The following is a 15,274-nucleotide window of genomic DNA, read 5'->3' on the forward strand; positions in this document are numbered from 1 at the left end:
AATTAATTCTGGGTGATGTCGGGTACCAGACAGTTTGGCGGATATATTTGTGGGGGAATGCGTTTGTAACTCTGATTGAAAGTGCCGGAAGGGGGCGATCGAAAGCCCGCAATTCCGGCCTCGTGAATGGCTGTCGGCGTACACATTGGCGACCCGCCGACAGGTTCGACCCCAACACCGGGTGAATGTCATGTTCGGCACGGAAAGACCGCCTCCAGAGCTCTCGCCAATAAGCCGTCCGCGTTGTCCCGATTGCCAGGCACTGATGATCACGTCCGCCGTTTCGGATGGACCGGAAGGCCTGGAGCAACGCACGTTCAAATGTGCAAAATGCGGCCACACCGAAACCACTACGCTGGCCTCCGATCCGCTCCGGTCCGACGCCGTGGGCTGGACGAACGGTGAATTACGGCCGCCCAGGTGAGCGCCGGTCCGCCTAAGCTCGGCTCCGCTTCCACAGCCGGACCAGCGGGCCATCTTCGCCGCGTACCGGATCGGTCTTCGGCAGCTTCACTTCCGGAATCGTCTTCAATGCCTTCGCATGGTTCTCCGGCGTCGGCCGCGTGATCTGCATCGGCGGTCCCGGCGGATAGGCGCCGACCACGCAAAAATCCGCGCTGGCCGAGATCAACTGGTGGCCGGTGCCCGCAGGCAGGATTGCGACGTCGCCGGCGGAAATTTCCAGCGCTTGGCCGGCGTCGCCACCGAACTGCACGCGCGCACTTCCACGGGCAACGCCGAGTGCTTCATGCACGGTCGAATGATAGTGCAGATAATCGTAGACGCCGTTACGCCACATCGCGCCCCAGCCATTGGCGCCGAACAGCCCCTCGATGGTCTTCTCCGGATGATCGTTGGCGACATCGACCGCGCCCTTGTAGACCAGGAACGGCAGGGGATTGTTGGGCACGAGGCCGTCGTCTTCGAAGACGAAGGTGAGGGGCTCGATATCGGCGCTGACGACGGACATGGTTGTCTCCGAAATCGTAGGGTGGGCAAAGCGAAGCGTGCCCACCATCAAGCACTCCGCAAGCAATGGTGGGCACGCTTTCGCTTTGCCCACCCTACAAGATCAACCGTCGCCAGCGCGTCACGTTCCCTTCGGTATTTCGAAAACCAAACACGTCGTCGTCGCATGCGCGAGCAGCCGGCCCTTTGCGTCGGTGATGCGCGCTTCTGCGGTGGCGGCGCGGCGGCCGACGCTGAGCGTCTTGCCCTCGGTGCGGACAGGGCCGGTATCCTCCGTCATGCCCTTGATGAAGGAAATCTTGAATTCGAGCGTGGTGTAGCCGGTGCCGGTGGGAAGCGCGGTGTGAACCGCGAGCCCCATCGCGGAATCCAGCAGGATCGCGGCATAGCCGCCATGCACCGAGCCGATCGGATTGTAGTGACGGAAGCCCGGCACGCTGTGAAACACGACATGGCCCGTCTCGGCGGTGGAATCGAACGGCTCCACGTTCTGCATGATCGGCGGCGCCGGCAATCTGCCGTCAAAGATCGCGCGGACGAAATCGAGGCCCGACATCGACGCCATCACATGGGTGGGCGTCACGCCGTATTCGACCTCGGGGGCGGGCTTGTCGTGCATGAGAATGGGGTCCGGGTTATGATGATAAGCATCACACTAAACGCACCGATGCTCGCAACTCTCGTGTCCCGGACGCGGTGCAGCGTGCAACGCTGCTCCGCAGAGCCGGGACCCATGGACACGATGGACCCCGGACCAGCAGCGCATCACGCCGCAAAGTTGCGGCGCGCTGCGCAGCATCCGGGGCACACCCGCGGCGACCTTACGCCCGCTTGTTCGCCCGCATCAGGTCGGCGAACCGCTTGAACAGATAGTGCGAGTCGCGCGGCCCCGGCGAGGCCTCGGGGTGGTACTGCACCGAGAATACCGGTTTGCCCTTGAGCTCGATGCCGCAATTGGAGCCGTCGAACAGCGAGATGTGCGTCTGCGTCGCGCCCTCGGGCAGCGTCGCCTGATCCACGGCAAAGCCGTGGTTCATGGAGGTGATCTCCACCTTGCCAGTGGTCTCATCCTTGACCGGGTGATTGGCGCCGTGATGGCCCTGGTGCATCTTCATGGTCTTGGCGCCGACCGCCAGGCCCAGCATCTGGTGGCCGAGGCAGATGCCGAAGGTCGGCGTGCCCGACGCAATCACCTGCTGGATCACCGGTACCGCGTATTTGCCTGTCGCGGCCGGGTCGCCCGGGCCGTTCGAGAGGAACACGCCGTCCGGCTTCATCGCCAGAATGTCTTCGGCCGAGGTCGTCGCCGGCACCACCGTGACCTTGCAGCCTTCACCGGCGAGCAGCCGCAGAATGTTGCGCTTGATGCCGTAGTCGATCGCGACCACGTTGAACTCCGGCTCGCTCTGCCGGCCAAAACCCTTTTCCCAGGCCCATGGCGTCTCGTCCCAGGTGAAGCGCTGGCCTGATGTCACCATCGGCACCAGGTCCATGCCTTCGAGGCCCGGCCATTCGCGGGCTTCTTCCTTCATCCCGTGCAGGTCGAACTCGCCATTTTTGGCGTGCGCGATGACCGCGTTAGGCATGCCCTTGGTGCGGATCAGCGCCGTCAGCGCGCGGGTGTCGATGCCGGAGAGGCCGATGATGCCGCGGGCGCGCAGCCACTGGTCGAGATGTTTCGTGGCGCGGTAGTTCGAGGGATCGGTAATGGCCGTGCGCAGGATCACGCCGCGCGCGCCGGGCGTGGCGGCCATGTTCACCGTCTCGATATCTTCGTCGTTAGTGCCGACATTGCCGATATGCGGGAAGGTGAAGGTGATGAGCTGCCCGGCATAGGATGGATCGGTGAGGATCTCCTCATAGCCGGTCATCGCGGTGTTGAAGCAGACCTCGCCGACGGCGTGGCCTTCCGCGCCGAGGCCAAAACCCTCCAGCACGGTACCGTCGGCAAGCACGAGGAGCGCGGTCGGTTTGTGGTCCGGCCAGGCTGAAACGTTTTCAGATGTTGTCATGAGCGCACTTCATAGTCGCAAGCGCCCCTGCCCGTCAAAGCCGGAAGACGTGGATTCACATGCGTTTGCCGCATATTTGCCAGCCGGTTCCGCCGCGTCAGCGTTTTTTGGCCAAATCGGCCCGAATCGGGCGGCTCGGCTTAATCAATCCCGAGGGGGATGCCCCCATTTCCGACCTCGCCCGCCCACCTGCAGATCACCCCCGTGATGCCTGCCAGTGGCATGGCGCGCGCAGTCCCTATATAGACGCGGAATCTTCCGATGGACCAAGGCCTTCCGGCGCCACCATTTTTAGTGAGGCAACCATGCTGCGCGACGACATCAACAACGCGGTCAAGGACGCGATGAAGGCCAAGGACGAGCGAAAGCTCTCCACGCTGCGCATGGTCAATTCGACCATCAAGAACGCCGACATCGCCGCACGCGGGGAGGGCAAGCCGCCGCTGTCAGACGCCGACCTGCTTGGCGTGTTTCAGAAAATGATAAAACAGCGCCAGGAATCGGTCGAGCTCTACGACAAGGGCGGCCGCGCCGAACTCGCCGCGCAGGAGCGCGAGGAGATCGCGATCATCTCGGCCTACCTGCCCAAGCAGATGTCGGACGACGAGATGAAGGCCGCAATCACGGCCGCGATCGCCGAGACCGGCGCCGCCGGCATGAAGGACATGGGCAAGGTGATCGGCGTGCTGCGCGCAAAGTTTGCCGGCCAGATGGATTTCGGCAAGGCCAGCGGCATGGTGAAGGCGGCGCTGACCGGCTGAGTCTTTTGCAGCACGAGCCCTCAGATCTTCTCGCGGGCTCCTATTGCGCAGCGAACAATTCCCAATGGCCGGGAATGCCTTTGAGATCGAACGTTCCGCGTTCCGTAAACTTGAGACCAGCACCGGCGACAAGATCGGTTACAACGCGCGACACCAAAACCTCGTTCGCGCCGCATTGCGCCATCACGCGTGCGGCGGCGTGCACCGCGATCCCGCCGACATCCTGGCCTCGCACCTCGATTTCGCCGGTGTGCAGGCCGGCGCGCAGAGGGAGACCCATTTGCTGCGCAGCTGCGCCGAAGGCGAGCGCACAACGCACCGCGCGCCCCGGTCCGTCAAAGGTTGCGAGAATGCCGTCGCCTGTGCTTTTCACGAAAGTTCCGCGATGCTTCTCGACCGTCTGTTTCGCCAGACGATCGTGACGATCGAGCAGTTCGTGCCAGCGCTGGTCTCCGACTTCCACCGCCATACGCGTCGAGTCGACGATGTCGGTGAAGAGGACGGTCGCCAGGACTCGATCCGTTTCGGGAAAAGAGGCGTCGCGATGTCCAGTGATGAATTCCTCAATGTCGCCGATCAGCCCCTCGCACGCTCCAGCAAAGCACGCGCCATGGGGAAGATTGCCGTATTCGATGTATTTTGCGCCGGGGATAGCGGCAGCGAGCTTTCGACCTTCAGCGATCGGGACGACTGCGTCGGCGCGACTGTGTAGGACCAGTGCGGGAACCCGCACGCTGGGCAGGACCGACGTTACGTCGATCCGACGGTTCATCAACATGAGTGTTTTGAAAGCGCCGGGACTGCACGACAGACGTTCCAACTTGCCCAATAGCGCAATCTCGCGCTCGTTTCCGTCGTGGGTCCCGATCACGCGCTTCATCGATAGGCCAGTGCCCCATGCTTTTACTGTCGCCGCAACGAAGGCTTCGAACGCCTCGTCGGATACGGAACGCCCCGCGCGGACAAAGCCGCCGACGAGAACGAGATGTGATACGCGTTCAGGATACGTCGCCGCGAATAACACGCTCATGGGACAGCCCTCGGAGAACCCAAGCAGGACAGCCCGCTGCGAGCCGACCGCATCCATGATGGCGCGAACATCGTCCATGCGTTCTTCCAGCGACGGCACGCCGGACACGCGATCCGACAGGCCTTGCCCTCTCTTGTCGAAGGTCACAACGCGCGCAAATCTTGATAGATGGTGCAAAAACGCCGTTAATCCGGGCAGTTCGTGGTGGAATTCGACATGGGAAATCGCGCCCGGCACGATGACGATGTCGAGCGGACCAAGCCCCGTCATCTGATAGGCGATGTTTATGTCGCCGCTGAGCGCGTACCGCGTCTCCGGCAGAGCGAAATCGGCCATCGGAGCCTCCGATATCCGGTCATTATTGCTCCGATGAACGATCTGGATCAATCATGGACTGAACCCTCGTCGATGCGATGCAAGGTCGGTTCCGGTCACTTGACCATCGGCCGGTACTCGCGGTCTGCCCTGATGAACAGACGACATCAGAGGGGCCTATTGCTGCCAAACATCGTGCTGTGCGCGAAATTCGCAGGCCAGATGATTTCGGCAGGGCCAGCGGCATGGTGAAAGCGGCGCTGACGGGATAGCTTTTTCTCGGGAACCTTTCGCACGGCGCAACATCCAACGGGTTCGAGCTCCGTTGGCAACGTCGTGGAAAGGCATCTCAATGAGTCCGAACGTACATGCACTGGATCGCGCAAGAGCGTCGCTGTCCAAGATCCAAAGGCCCGATAGAGCCGAGGTCGAGGCGGCTGTGCGCACCATCATCCGGTGGACAGGCGAAGATCCTGATAGGGACGGCCTGCGCGAGACGCCGGCGCGGGTAACGCGCGCGTTCGAGGAATTCTTCGCGGGCTATGCCCAGGATTCGGTCGATATCCTGAAAAAGACCTTCGAGGAGATCGAGGGGTACGACGAGATGATCGTGCTGCGCGGCATCCGTTTCGAGAGCCATTGCGAGCATCACATGGCGCCGATCATCGGTCAGGCCTGGGTGGCCTACATTCCCAACGGCCGCGTGGTCGGCATCAGCAAGCTGGCGCGCGTCGTCGACGTCTATGCCAAGCGTCTGCAGATTCAGGAAAAGATGACCGCGCAGATTGCCAACACCATCAATGACGTCCTGGAACCGCAGGGCGTAGGCGTCATTATCAAGGCGTCGCATCACTGCATGACGACGCGCGGCGTGCACAAGCCGGACACCGACCTCGTGACCAGCCGCATGCTCGGCTGCTTTCGCGACAACGCGCTGACCCGTCAGGAATTTTTGGGAATGGCGACATAGACGAGAGCGGAGGAAGACACAGCGGAGGAAGATATGGCCGATCAGCAAGCGCCTCCCGCCGGTCCCGATTTGTCAAACGGCATACTCCTGTCCGAATTCGCCGGCGAGATCTTGCTGGGCCATGTCGGCGACGATGAAGTGGTGCTGGTGCGTTCAGGATCGGAGATCTTCGCGATCGGCGCCCATTGCAGCCATTATCACGGACCGCTCGCCGAGGGTCTCGTGACCGGCGAGGGCATCCGTTGTCCCTGGCATCATGCCTGTTTCGACCTGCGCACCGGCGAAGCCACCCGCGCGCCGGCCCTCAGCCCGGTTGCGGTCTGGAAGGTTGAGCAGCAAGAAGGTCGCATCTTCGTTCGCGAAAAACGTGACCAGCCCAAGCCGCAGGTGAAGGGCGCGACCGACGCGCCCGGCCAAATCGTGATCGTCGGTGGAGGCGCGGCGGGCTTTGCCGCAGCCGAGATGCTGCGGCGGCAGGATTATCGCGGCAGCATCGTGATGCTGAGCAGCGAAGCGGCTGCGCCGGTAGACCGGCCGAACCTTTCAAAAGACTATCTCGCCGGTAGCGCGCCGGAGGACTGGCTGCCGCTGCGGCCGGATGATTTCTACACCGAGGCGAAAATCGATCTGCGGCTCAACGCCGAGGTGACGTCGATCGATACCAGCGCACGCCATGTCGTCACATCAGGCGGCGAGACCATCCGCTACGACCGCTTGCTGCTGGCGACCGGCGCCGAGCCGGTGCGTCTGCCGATCCCGGGCGCGGACCAGCCCCATGTGCACGTGCTGCGCTCGCTGGCCGATTCCCGCGCGATCATTGGGTTGGCCGATGGCGCGCGGCGGGCGGTGGTGATCGGCGCGAGCTTTATCGGGCTCGAAGCCGCGGCGTCGTTGCGCTCCAGAAATATCGAGGCCCACGTCGTCGGGCTGGAGCCGCGGCCGATGGAGCGCGTGCTGGGGGCCGAGATGGGCGACTTCGTCCGCGCCCTGCATGAAGAGCACGGCGTCATCTTTCACCTCGGCGACACCGTAACCGCGATCGACGGCAAACGCGCGATGCTGAAGAGCGGCACCGCGATCGAGGCCGATATCGTGGTGGTCGGCGTCGGCGTGCGCCCCCGCCTCGAATTGGCCGAGAAAGCGGGGCTCGCGATCGATCGCGGCGTCACTGTCGATGCCTATCTCGAAACCAGCGTCCCCGGCATCTATGCCGCCGGTGATATTGCGCGCTGGCCCGATCCGCATTCCCGTGAAAACATTCGCGTCGAACATTGGGTGGTGGCCGAGCGTCAGGGCCAGACCGCCGCGCGAAACATGCTCGGGCAGCACGAGCCGTTCGATGCCGTGCCGTTCTTCTGGAGCCAGCACTACGATGTGCCGATCAATTATGTCGGCCATGCCGAGAAATGGGACGAAATAACCGTGGACGGCGATATCGCCGGCAAGGATTGCCTGCTCCAGTACAAGAGCAACGGCCGCGTGCTCGCCGTCGCCTCGATCTATCGCGACATCGCAAGCCTCGAAGCCGAGGTTGCGATGGAGAACGCGCAGTCTCGTTAAGTCAGGGCGACAAAAACGCCTCTCCACGTCATGCCCGGGCTTGTCCCGGGCATCCATGTCTTTAAACTCGCGGCAGGCCAACAAGAACGTGGATGGCCGGGACAAGCCCGGCCATGACGAACGTTAGGGACGAGCCGCCACATGCTCACCGAAGCCTCGACCTACGACGAGCTCTACCGCAATTTCCGCTGGGATATCCCTGCGCGCTTCAACATGGCGACTGCGTGCTGCGACCGTCACGCGGATGGCACCAGGCGGCTGGCGCTGATCTATGTCGACGAGGACGGTGCGACCACGCGCACCTCGTTCGACGAGGTCGCAGAACATTCGCGCCGTTTCGCCAACGTGTTGAAAGCCGACGGCCTCTCACGCGGCGACCGCGTCGCGGTGTTCCTGTCGCAATCCCTGGAATTGCCGATCGCCCATCTCGCGGCGTTCCGCTCCGGTATGATCTCGATCCCGCTGTTCGCGCTGTTCGGCGAGGATGCGCTGGAATTCCGCCTGTCGAATTCCGAGGCCAAGGCTGTTGTCACCGACGAGAGCGGCTGGGAGAAGCTCAAGAAAATCCGCGATCGTCTTCCGGCGCTATCGAACGTCTACGTGATTGGCGATCGCGAGCCCGCCGGAACAAAACCGTTCTGGTCTTCCCTCAAGGCGGCATCGCCGGATTTTGCGACCGTCGATACTTCGGCCGACGATCCCGCCCTGATTATCTACACCTCGGGCACCACAGGAAATCCAAAGGGCGCGCTGCACGCGCACCGCGTGGTGCTCGGCCATCTGCCGAATGTCGAGATGTGCCACAACTTCCTGCCGCGCCCCGGCGACCTGATGTGGACGCCCGCCGACTGGGCCTGGATCGGCGGGCTGATCAATGCCCTGTTCGCGTTCTGGTATCACGGCATTCCCCTGGTCGGCCACCGCGCGCGCAAATTCGAACCGCAGGCGGCGATGGCGATGATGGCCGAACTTTCCATCCGCAACACGTTCCTGCCGCCGACCGCGCTGAAGCTGATGCGGCAGGCCGGCGTGAAAAATCCTGGCGTGAAACTGCGCAGCATCTTTACCGGCGGTGAATCGCTCGGCGGCGAGCTGTTGGGGTGGGTGCGCGAAACCTTTGGCATCGATGCGCACGAAGTGTTCGGCCAGACCGAATGCAACCTCGTGATCGGCAGCAATTCGAACCTGTTTCCGATCCGGCCCGGCGCGATGGGCAAGGCGACGCCGGGCTTCGACGTCCGCATCGTCAACGACAGGGGCGAGGAATTGCCGAACGGTGAGCGCGGCATCATCGGCGTGCGGCAGCCCTGTCCGTGCACCTTGATCGAATATTGGAAGAACCCGGAAGCGACCGCGAAAAAATACGCCGGCGAGTTCCTCCTGACCGGCGATCTCGGCGTGCAGGATGAGGACGGCTATTTCTGGTACGTCAGCCGCGAGGACGACGTCATCACGACGGCCGGCTATCGCGTCGGTCCCTCGGAGATCGAGCACACGCTGATGAAGCATCCGGCGGTAGCGATGTCGGCGGTGGTCGGCATTCCCGATCCGATCCGCACCGAGTCCATCAAGGCGTGGATCGTGCTGCGCCCGGGCTTTGCGGCGAGCGATGAACTGGCGCGCGAGATTCAGGAGTTCGTGAAAGTGCAACTCGCCGCCCACGAATACCCGCGCTTCGTGCAGTTCGCCGACACGCTGCCGATGACCGCGACTGGGAAGGTGTTGCGACGGGAGTTGCGGGCGCTTGGGTAGGGCTTCTCACCGCAATCCCAACTCTCACCGTCGTCCCTGCGAACGCAGGGACCCATAACCACCGGCGGCAATTGGTTTGCGCGCCGGTAGCTATTGCTTTCTTTCCAATAACTATGGCCGCGGGGTATGGGTCCCTGCGTTCGCAGGGACGACCCGTGAGAGAGTGTATCACCCCATCACGCTCGATTATCAGTTCGCCTTCAACACCGAACGCAGCATCGACGCCAGATCGTGCCGGCGATAGGGCTTATTGAGGATCCGCACCTCGCGGCCGCCGCCGTCGACCGCGTCGACGGGATGCTCGGTATGGCCTGACGTCAGGAGGATCTTTAAGTGTGGCCGCAGGCGGGCGGCCTCTTTCGCGAGTTCGGTTCCGAACACGCCGCCGGGCATCACGACATCCGTGAACAGAAGGTGGATATTCTCGGGGCCGCGCAATATGGCGAGTGCCGCGGGTCCGCTTGACGTCACGATGACGCGATAGCCGAGCGCCTTCAGTTCGCCTTCGACATACGCACGCACCATGTCGTCGTCCTCGACGACGAGAATGGTTTCGCTGCCGGTGGTTGTGGCTTGCTGACCGGCTGATGGCGCGGCGCTCGCCTGGAGCGTTCCGACGCGAGGGAAGAACAGCTTGACGACGGTGCCTTGTCCCGGCTCGGAGCGGATCTGCATCGATCCGCCGGATTGCTGGGCGAAGCCGTAGACCATGCTCAGGCCGAGGCCGGTGCCTTTGCCCACCTCCTTGGTGGTGAAGAACGGCTCGAAGGCGCGGCTGGCGACCTCAGCCGTCATTCCGGCGCCGGTGTCGGTCACGGCGACCATGACATAATCGCCGGGCCGGGCTTCGCCATTGACGTCCGCATCGGATTCACCGAGCGACGTATTTTGCACCTCGACCGTCAGCTTGCCGCCTTGGGGCATGGCGTCGCGCGCGTTGAGCACCAGATTGAGCAGGGCAGAGGCCAGTTGGCCGGGATCGACACTGGCCGGCCACAGGTTTTGATCAAGCTGGAATTTGCACTCGATATGTTCGCCCAGCGTCCGGCGCAGCAATTGCTCCATGCCGACGATCTTCTGGCCGATGTCGATGTCTCTCGGCATCAATGGCTGCTTGCGCGCGAACGCGAGAAGGCTGCGCGTGAGATCCGATCCGCGCTCGGCGGCGGTAGCGATGCTCTCGGCGATGCCGTGCAGTTCCTTGTGTGTCGCCAGCTTCTCGGCAAGGTGCTCCGCATTGCCGAGGATGACGGTCAGCAGATTGTTGAAATCATGCGCGACGCCGCCGGTGAGCTGACCCATCGCCTCCATTTTCTGGGATTGGGTGAGTTTCTGGTTGAGCTCATCGATGGCGGCGCGCTGGCGCTCGAGCGACTCGGCGGTGCCGTTGAGCAGCGTCATCAGCCCGCCGAGTTCGCCGCGGGGATGGGGCGGCGCAATCCGCGCGCTGAGATCGCCGAGGCCCAGTTTCGTCGCCATCGCAGCCAGGCGTCCGACCTGGCGGCCGACGCTCACGGTCGCCAAAATCCACACGCCTGCGAACAGCAGCAGCGAGGCCACCGCGAGCATCGCCAGATCCTCGTAGAGCCGGCGGTTGGCGGCGGCGACCAGACCATCCTTGGATCGTCCGACCATGATGTAGAGTCCGGCATCGCGGACCGAAGGCGAGCGGGTGACGGCCCAGACATGGTTTCGCCCGTCTCGATCCGTCAGTTCGCGGAATGGCTCGCGGTTCTGAGAGGCCGCAAAGCGGAACAGCTCCGAGTTCGCGATCGATGCACCGGCCGGTTCGGTCCAGGCTTTACCCTGGGGCGCAACAAGAATGGTGCCCTTCTTGTCAACCAGCAGAATCTCGGTTTCGTTCGAAAGCCGCTTGACGTGATACTCGGCGAATTTCTGGAGATTGAACGAGGCGAGCAGGATGAATTTCAGCTCCCCTGATTCCGCGCGCACCGGATAGGCGATCTGCAGCACCGATGTCCCCGTCAGACGGCCGAACACGGGCTCCAGCGTGATGGCGCTGTGCGTAACCAGGGCCTGCTTGAAGTATGCGCGATCCCTGAGATCGAGGGTCCGGTTGGTTCGCAGCGAGTCGCAGAACAGGCTGCCGTCCGAATTGATGGTCAGTATGCCCGTAAACTGCGGGTACTCTTCGCGCACGGCGGACAGGAAAGCCGAACAGGCCGCCTTGTCGCGCGTGTCGAGATCGCGGGCGCGGGCGAGACCATAGTGAAGCTGGGCCGTGCCCTGAATTTTCTCGTCGAGATCGCTTAAGATATCGTTGGCGGTCGCCGACAGGTTGGCCAGCGCGGCGTCGATCTCGCTCGTGCGATTCTGGACGAAGCGCAGTCCCACCAGGATGGCCGGCACCAGCATCGCGGCGATAACCAGTATCAATAGCCGGGTGCGCAGGCTCATCGGTGCGTCGTTCCGCGCTCAATTCAACGAATTTCGTTGCGATCGAATAGCGTTCGGTATCTGCGTGCGAGGCAGTCGTGTTCGAAATACTCGTGCTGGAATATCCCCAAGGCAGGACTAAGTCCACTCGCCAAAAGCGGCAGGGGAGTCGCGGGCCCGTCGTCGTCCCTGCGGACGGAGGGACGACCCGCCCCCGCTGCACAATCATTCAATCAGGCCACGGATTACATCGGCCAGCCGGCGTTCGTCGCCATCGAAGCTGGCGATCATGGCCGCCAGCATTTCGTCAGGATTCAGTTTCTCGATTTTGAGCGGGTGGCCCGCATGGTCGGCCAGCAGGGCGAAGAAGGTGAGCTGCGACCGGCCGTTTCCTTCGCGGAAGGCATGGATGGCATTTAGCTCTGCCAGGAAATGCGCAGCCTTGTCCGCGAACGTTTGCGCGTCGAGATTTCGATGATGGTCTGCCGATTGCAAATCGCCGAACAGCTTGTTCGCCTGTCCCTCGATATTCTCGGGAAAGCAAAACGGATTGCCGCCCTTCGCGATCCTGACGGTACGAACCTGTCCCGCCCAGTGATACACGTCTTGAAACAGATGATGATGGATAGCCCTGTAGTGAACAAAATCCAGCAATCCGTCCGGTAGCGGCTCTTCCGCGCGCGCGCTCGAAATTTCGGCCTCGAACGCCTCAAGCTCGGCCTGGCTCTGCAGGTCGAGCTTGTTCACCAGCACAGTCGAATTCTTGTAGGTGTAGGGATCCTCGATCGCATCATACATGCGGTCGATCAGCCCTTTCGGTGGCTGCGGATAATCGTGCGACGATATTCTTCGGCTGTGAGGCCCTTGCTTTGTGCGTCGCTGGCGCGCTTCTTCATGGCGGCCGTGAGCCTGATACCTTCGACCTCACTTATTTTCGCGAAACGATCGCTGCCGAGCACGAATCGGCCCGTCTTCGCGCTTTTTGCAATGTTCTTCTTCGCCATGACAGCAAGTCTAGCATGAATCGCCCGCGAAGGCACGCGGGAGATTGCGGTATTCTGAATTGCCGAAGGACGGGGAGCGAGACGGCCTAAGGCGTCCCGATGCCCATTTCCTTCAGCGCGGCCAGCATCCGTTCCGGCGGCTGCATCTCGATCGCCAGCGCTTGGCCCGTCTCCAGCAGGCTCTTCAGACTGGAGAGGATCGCGGGCCAACCGGCGCGGCCACCGGACAGGATGTCGTCGCTGATGTCGCGGTCATGCGACTGCAGCATCGTCAGCTTCACCGCGTCGCCCGCCGGCTCGATCTCGTAGGTCACGAGCGTCGGGCCGAGCTTTTCAACCAGCGCCGGCCAGTTCACGTTGAAGGTAACGGTGAGCTTCCTTGGCGGTTCGCATTCGATCACCTCACCCGAAATATGCAAGGCGCCGTCCGGCGTTCGCATAATGAAAGCGCCGCCGATCCTCTGGTCGACCTCGACCGCATGACCGGAAAAATACTTTCGGCTGAACTCGGCCGTGGTTAGCGCCTCCCACACTTTTTCGGGCGTGGAAGCGATGTAGATCGTGTAGACGATCGCGGGCTTGAAATTCCTGGGGTCGAGATTCGATTTCTCCGGCTTACTCATCACGCTTCTCCAACTGCCGTTTCAACTCGCTGAGAGCTGCAAGTTTCCCGCGCTCGAATTTCCTGATCCAGCGTTCGCCGATCTGATGGATCGGAACCGGATTGATGTAGTGCAGCTTCTCGCGGCCGTGCCTGAGCGTGGTGACGAGGTTGGCTGCTTCGAGAATCCCAAGGTGTTTTGTGACTGCCTGCCGCGTCATGGCGAGGCCGTCGCAGAGTTCGTTCAGCGTCTGGCCGTTCTTGGCGTGAAGCCTGTCCAGCAGCGAGCGCCGCGACGCATCGGCAAGCGCCTTGAAGACTTCATCCATGGGCGGGATAATAGGCAACTAAAAGGTTGCATGTCAAGGGCGTGTTTTAGGCACTACCTACCGCTGTGTTATCGTGCGCTCAGCCAGCGCAGACTGGCCTTGAACAGTCGGGTGGAACATGAGCGGTCGCCTTAAACTCGCAGCCTCGTTCTCGATCCTTTTTCTCGCAGACCCAGACATCGCTTGCGCGCAGCAGCAGGTGATCGGCGCGCCGCCCGAAGCTCACAACATGAAGCTGGTTGGAACCAGCGACCTGCAGGCGCGCAGCGCCTATCAGCCGACCATCCATCGTCAGGGCGACCGCTGGATCGCCTATATCGGCCATCACGGTGGCAGCGACGATATCCCGGCGCCGGTCAATCCGCAGACCGGCAAGGCGGAGTCGAACGGCACGTCGATCGTCGATGTCACCGATCCCTCGCAGCCCAAATATCTGCGCCACCTTCCCGGCCAGGAAGGCAAGTATGAAGGCGGCGGCGCGCAGATGGTGCGGATCTGTGACGGCAAGGCGCTGGCGAAGGGCGACCGCAACGCGGTCTACATGCTGCGGACCTTCGGCGGCGAGGCGCATGAAATCTGGAACGTCGCCGACCCCGCCAATCCCGTGTTGGTGACGCGGATTGCGGGATTAAAGGACACGCATAAGAGCTGGTGGGAGTGCGACACCGGCATTGCCTTCCTGGTATCGGGCGCGCCGGACTGGCGCACGCGCCGCATGACGCAAGTCTATGATCTCTCCGATCCCGCGCATCCGCAGAAGATCCGCGATTTCGGCCTTCCCGGCCAGGAGCCCGGCTCGACCGGTGCGGTGCCGACCGAACTGCACGGGCCGATCTCGACAGGGCCTTCCGGCAACCGGGTCTATTTCGGCTACGGCACCAACAAGGGCGGGGTTTTGCAGATCGTCGATCGCGAGAAACTGCTCAATGGCCCCAGGGAGCCGACCGCGGACAATCTGCGTTCGCCGGAAATTGCACGATTGGCGATGTCGGCATTCAACGGCGCCCACACGACGTTTCCAATGTTGGGGATGCCGATCGCGGAATTCGCGCGCGACAAGGACGGCAAGACCCGCGACATCGTGATGATCGTCGATGAGGCGATTTTGAACGAATGCAACGAGCCGCGACAAATGGTGTGGTTTGCCGATATCACGGTCGAGAACCGGCCGATGATGATTTCGAGCTATACGGTGCCGGAGGCGAGCGGGTCGTTCTGCGAACGGGGAGGGCGGTTCGGCGCGCATTCCTCCAACGAGAGCATGGCGCCGGTCTTCTACAAGAAGATGGCGTTCATATCCTTCTTCAATGCGGGCGTGCGCGCGCTCGACATTCGCGATCCCTATCATCCCACCGAGGTCGGCTATTTCATTCCGGCGATCACGGCGGCGACCGACAAGCGTTGCGTCAAGATCGACGGCAAGGATCGCTGCAAGGTCGCGATCCAGACCAACAATGTCGAAACCGACGAGCGCGGTTACATCTACATCGTCGACCGCGCCAATACTGGCCTGCACATTCTGGAACTGACCGGCCCGGCGCGCGCTGTCGCCGGCCTTCGTTGAGGACGCCGGC

Annotated in this window: 14 protein-coding genes; 5 read left to right on the forward strand and 9 right to left on the reverse strand. The window is 62.5% G+C overall.

Annotated elements, in window-relative coordinates; translation table 11 throughout:
- Window positions 1–436: 436 nt before the first annotated feature.
- The 3 genes from IVB22_RS26510 to carA all read right to left on the reverse strand — a co-directional run bounded on the left by IVB22_RS26510 (window position 437) and on the right by carA (window position 2,981).
- Complete coding sequence (locus IVB22_RS26510) at window positions 437–970, reverse strand: cupin domain-containing protein (protein ID WP_247520194.1); 534 nt, start codon at window positions 968–970, stop codon at window positions 437–439.
- A gap of 120 nt (window positions 971–1,090) precedes the next feature.
- Window positions 1,091–1,588, reverse strand: a complete 498-nt coding sequence (locus IVB22_RS26515; protein WP_247520195.1) for a PaaI family thioesterase — start codon at window positions 1,586–1,588, stop codon at window positions 1,091–1,093.
- Window positions 1,589–1,790: 202 nt separating this feature from the next.
- Window positions 1,791–2,981, reverse strand: coding sequence for a glutamine-hydrolyzing carbamoyl-phosphate synthase small subunit (gene carA / locus IVB22_RS26520; RefSeq protein ID WP_247520196.1), 1,191 nt, complete (start codon window positions 2,979–2,981; stop codon window positions 1,791–1,793).
- Window positions 2,982–3,286: 305 nt separating this feature from the next.
- Here carA and IVB22_RS26525 point away from each other — a divergent pair, with 305 nt between their 5' ends.
- Window positions 3,287–3,742, forward strand: a complete 456-nt coding sequence (locus tag IVB22_RS26525; protein ID WP_247520197.1) for a GatB/YqeY domain-containing protein — start codon at window positions 3,287–3,289, stop codon at window positions 3,740–3,742.
- A 40-nt stretch (window positions 3,743–3,782) separates the two neighbouring features.
- On the opposite strand, the gene IVB22_RS26530 is transcribed toward IVB22_RS26525, so the two are convergent.
- Window positions 3,783–5,108: an adenylate/guanylate cyclase domain-containing protein gene (locus tag IVB22_RS26530; RefSeq protein ID WP_247520198.1), complete on the reverse strand. Its 1,326-nt coding sequence runs from the start codon at window positions 5,106–5,108 to the stop codon at window positions 3,783–3,785.
- A gap of 331 nt (window positions 5,109–5,439) precedes the next feature.
- Here IVB22_RS26530 and folE point away from each other — a divergent pair, with 331 nt between their 5' ends.
- From folE to IVB22_RS26545, 3 genes are all read left to right on the forward strand, one after another.
- Window positions 5,440–6,057 (forward strand): GTP cyclohydrolase I FolE, encoded by a 618-nt coding sequence (gene folE / locus IVB22_RS26535; protein ID WP_247520199.1) that lies wholly within the window; start codon window positions 5,440–5,442, stop codon window positions 6,055–6,057.
- Between the two features lie 33 nt (window positions 6,058–6,090).
- Entirely contained in the window at window positions 6,091–7,617 is a 1,527-nt protein-coding gene (locus IVB22_RS26540; protein ID WP_247520200.1) for an FAD-dependent oxidoreductase, read from the forward strand.
- 141 nt (window positions 7,618–7,758) lie between these two features.
- Window positions 7,759–9,369, forward strand: coding sequence for an acyl-CoA synthetase (locus IVB22_RS26545; RefSeq protein ID WP_247520201.1), 1,611 nt, complete (start codon window positions 7,759–7,761; stop codon window positions 9,367–9,369).
- 189 nt (window positions 9,370–9,558) lie between these two features.
- Here IVB22_RS26545 and IVB22_RS26550 read toward each other — a convergent pair whose 3' ends face one another.
- The 5 genes from IVB22_RS26550 to IVB22_RS26570 all read right to left on the reverse strand — a co-directional run bounded on the left by IVB22_RS26550 (window position 9,559) and on the right by IVB22_RS26570 (window position 13,700).
- Window positions 9,559–11,787, reverse strand: a complete 2,229-nt coding sequence (locus IVB22_RS26550) for an ATP-binding protein (RefSeq protein WP_247520202.1) — start codon at window positions 11,785–11,787, stop codon at window positions 9,559–9,561.
- A gap of 204 nt (window positions 11,788–11,991) precedes the next feature.
- On the reverse strand, window positions 11,992–12,564 hold the full coding sequence (locus IVB22_RS26555; RefSeq protein ID WP_247520203.1) for a Fic family protein: 573 nt from the start codon (window positions 12,562–12,564) through the stop codon (window positions 11,992–11,994).
- 8 nt (window positions 12,565–12,572) lie between these two features.
- Window positions 12,573–12,770: a hypothetical protein gene (locus tag IVB22_RS26560; protein WP_247520204.1), complete on the reverse strand. Its 198-nt coding sequence runs from the start codon at window positions 12,768–12,770 to the stop codon at window positions 12,573–12,575.
- Between the two features lie 86 nt (window positions 12,771–12,856).
- Window positions 12,857–13,393 (reverse strand): SRPBCC family protein, encoded by a 537-nt coding sequence (locus IVB22_RS26565; RefSeq protein WP_247520205.1) that lies wholly within the window; start codon window positions 13,391–13,393, stop codon window positions 12,857–12,859.
- Window positions 13,386–13,700, reverse strand: coding sequence for a helix-turn-helix transcriptional regulator (locus IVB22_RS26570; protein ID WP_247520232.1), 315 nt, complete (start codon window positions 13,698–13,700; stop codon window positions 13,386–13,388). Before IVB22_RS26570 ends, IVB22_RS26565 begins: the two co-directional genes overlap by 8 nt.
- Before the next feature lie 118 nt (window positions 13,701–13,818).
- Here IVB22_RS26570 and IVB22_RS26575 point away from each other — a divergent pair, with 118 nt between their 5' ends.
- Window positions 13,819–15,264 (forward strand): LVIVD repeat-containing protein, encoded by a 1,446-nt coding sequence (locus tag IVB22_RS26575; RefSeq protein WP_247520206.1) that lies wholly within the window; start codon window positions 13,819–13,821, stop codon window positions 15,262–15,264.
- Window positions 15,265–15,274: the final 10 nt, after the last annotated feature.

The organism is Bradyrhizobium sp. 190, from assembly GCF_023073415.1.
Lineage (GTDB): Bacteria > Pseudomonadota > Alphaproteobacteria > Rhizobiales > Xanthobacteraceae > Bradyrhizobium.

What these genes read in the sequence shown, in the direction of transcription:
- IVB22_RS26510 (WP_247520194.1), bottom strand. Translation starts at nt 970, where the DNA reads ATGTCCGTCGTCAGCGCCGATATCGAGCCCCTCACCTTCGTCTTCGAA.
- IVB22_RS26515 (WP_247520195.1), bottom strand. Translation starts at nt 1,588, where the DNA reads ATGCACGACAAGCCCGCCCCCGAGGTCGAATACGGCGTGACGCCCACC.
- carA (WP_247520196.1), bottom strand. Translation starts at nt 2,981, where the DNA reads ATGACAACATCTGAAAACGTTTCAGCCTGGCCGGACCACAAACCGACC.
- IVB22_RS26525 (WP_247520197.1), top strand. Translation starts at nt 3,287, where the DNA reads ATGCTGCGCGACGACATCAACAACGCGGTCAAGGACGCGATGAAGGCC.
- IVB22_RS26530 (WP_247520198.1), bottom strand. Translation starts at nt 5,108, where the DNA reads ATGGCCGATTTCGCTCTGCCGGAGACGCGGTACGCGCTCAGCGGCGAC.
- folE (WP_247520199.1), top strand. Translation starts at nt 5,440, where the DNA reads ATGAGTCCGAACGTACATGCACTGGATCGCGCAAGAGCGTCGCTGTCC.
- IVB22_RS26540 (WP_247520200.1), top strand. Translation starts at nt 6,091, where the DNA reads ATGGCCGATCAGCAAGCGCCTCCCGCCGGTCCCGATTTGTCAAACGGC.
- IVB22_RS26545 (WP_247520201.1), top strand. Translation starts at nt 7,759, where the DNA reads ATGCTCACCGAAGCCTCGACCTACGACGAGCTCTACCGCAATTTCCGC.
- IVB22_RS26550 (WP_247520202.1), bottom strand. Translation starts at nt 11,787, where the DNA reads ATGAGCCTGCGCACCCGGCTATTGATACTGGTTATCGCCGCGATGCTG.
- IVB22_RS26555 (WP_247520203.1), bottom strand. Translation starts at nt 12,564, where the DNA reads ATGTATGATGCGATCGAGGATCCCTACACCTACAAGAATTCGACTGTG.
- IVB22_RS26560 (WP_247520204.1), bottom strand. Translation starts at nt 12,770, where the DNA reads ATGGCGAAGAAGAACATTGCAAAAAGCGCGAAGACGGGCCGATTCGTG.
- IVB22_RS26565 (WP_247520205.1), bottom strand. Translation starts at nt 13,393, where the DNA reads ATGAGTAAGCCGGAGAAATCGAATCTCGACCCCAGGAATTTCAAGCCC.
- IVB22_RS26570 (WP_247520232.1), bottom strand. Translation starts at nt 13,700, where the DNA reads ATGGATGAAGTCTTCAAGGCGCTTGCCGATGCGTCGCGGCGCTCGCTG.
- IVB22_RS26575 (WP_247520206.1), top strand. Translation starts at nt 13,819, where the DNA reads ATGAGCGGTCGCCTTAAACTCGCAGCCTCGTTCTCGATCCTTTTTCTC.